The 1,563-nt window shown below is 60.3% G+C and carries 3 protein-coding genes; all 3 read left to right on the top strand.

The genetic code is table 11. The features are described 5' to 3' along the window. The coding region (locus tag WBB95_RS24210; RefSeq protein ID WP_424489856.1) for a DUF1543 domain-containing protein at positions 1-374 on the top strand (374 nt) is incomplete at its 5' end. Between the two features lie 146 nt (positions 375-520). Then, the gene (locus WBB95_RS24205; protein ID WP_424489855.1) at positions 521-802 is read left to right on the top strand and encodes a peptidylprolyl isomerase; all 282 of its coding nucleotides are present in this window, start codon (positions 521-523) and stop codon (positions 800-802) included. Positions 803-932: 130 nt separating this feature from the next. Further along, a partial coding sequence (locus tag WBB95_RS24200; RefSeq protein ID WP_424489854.1) for an ABC transporter substrate-binding protein occupies positions 933-1,563 on the top strand: 631 nt, incomplete at its 3' end.

Below are 1,563 nucleotides of genomic sequence, written 5' to 3'. Positions count from 1 at the left end.
TCGGCAGCCCCAAGGGCGTGCACATCGACGCGTGGATGAGGGTGGATGGCGTCGACGGCTGGAAGGTCGAGCTCAGCCACTTGGCGCCTCAGGCCGACGCGCATCACCTGTACTTCATCAACCTCGGTGGCTATGAAGCCAACGCGTTTGGCGAGGCGCATCACTACCTCCTGGTGGTGGCCCGCACTAAAAAAGAGGCGATGGACAAGGGCAAACAGCAGATGCTGCGCACCTGGTCCCAGTCTCACACCGACGCGGTGATGGATATCGATGACTGCCTGCCCATCGACCTGGTGGACGGCCGCTACATCCACCTGGTGCAGGGCCCGCATCAACCCATCATTCAGCAGAACGACTATATCGTGCTGAGCTGAACCTGACCCGAACGGGGCATGGCACTGACCCGCAGCGGCGCCATGGCTCGCGCTTGAGCCGCTCAGGCAATTAGCGGGAACTTTGCCGGGAAATAACCACCTGAATCGGGTAGGCTCACCCTTTTTAATTCAAGGAGTTATTCCCCATGGCCAAAGCCACCGCCCGTCACATCCTCGTTTCCACTGAAGACAAGTGCAACGAACTCAAGTCCCAAATCGAAGGCGGCGCTGATTTCGCAGAAATCGCCAAAGCCAACTCCAGCTGCCCATCCAGCCGCGATGGCGGCAACCTGGGTTCGTTCGGTCCAGGCCAGATGGTTAAAGAATTCGACACCGTCGTGTTCAGCGCCCCGGTCAACACCGTGCAAGGCCCGGTGAAAACCCAATTCGGTTATCACCTGCTGGAAGTCACCAGCCGCCAGGACTGATCCAGTCTGCGCTGATGCTCTAAACAACGGCCCGCCTTTTGGTGGGCCGTTGTGCATGTGATCACTGGCGACGCTTGCGCCGTTAGCGTACAAATCCTTATTCCTGTTTACCCGGCGCTCAAGGCTGATAATGCGATTGGCTTTTACCACAAGACTGCTCAGCTCTGCCCTGGCCCTGCTGTTGGCCAGCTCGGCCGTGATCGCGGCCCCGCAGACCTACCTCACGGTGTACGGCGAACCGGCCAAGTACCCCGCCGGTTTCACCCATTTCGACTACGCCAATCCCACTGCGCCCAAGGGCGGCAGCCTCAAGCGTTCAGCCATCGAGATCGGGCGCTTCGACCATGTGCTGCCGTATATCGACAAAGGCATCGGCGTTTCCCAGGTCGACGGCTGGCTCTACTCGCCCCTGGCCCAGCGGTCCCTGGATGAGCCCTACACGGTCTATGGCCTGGTCGCCGAAAAGATGGAACGCGCCGACGACGGCCTGTCGCTGCGCTTCTACTTGAACCCCAAGGCACGGTTTGCCGACGGAACGCCCATCACCGCTGAAGACGTACGCTACAGCTTCGACCTGCTGATGACCCAGGGCAGCCTGCGCTTTCGCACTCTGTTCGCCGACGTCAAGCACGTCGAAGTCGAGGGCGAACGCCAGGTACGCTTCGATTTTTCCAGCAATGAAAACCGCACCCTGCCCCTGGATATCGCCACCCTGCCGGTGTTCCCCGAGCATTGGTGGAAGACCCGCGACTTCGCCAATG

The sequence above is a fragment of the Pseudomonas sp. genome, assembly GCF_049645325.1.
GTDB lineage: Bacteria > Pseudomonadota > Gammaproteobacteria > Pseudomonadales > Pseudomonadaceae > Aquipseudomonas.
Note: the sequence above shows the minus strand (reverse complement) of the source record. Positions and strands in the feature narration are given on the sequence as shown.

Excerpts from the sequence above, each read along its gene's own strand:
- WBB95_RS24205 (WP_424489855.1), top strand. The coding sequence starts at position 521 with ATGGCCAAAGCCACCGCCCGTCACATCCTCGTTTCCACTGAAGACAAG.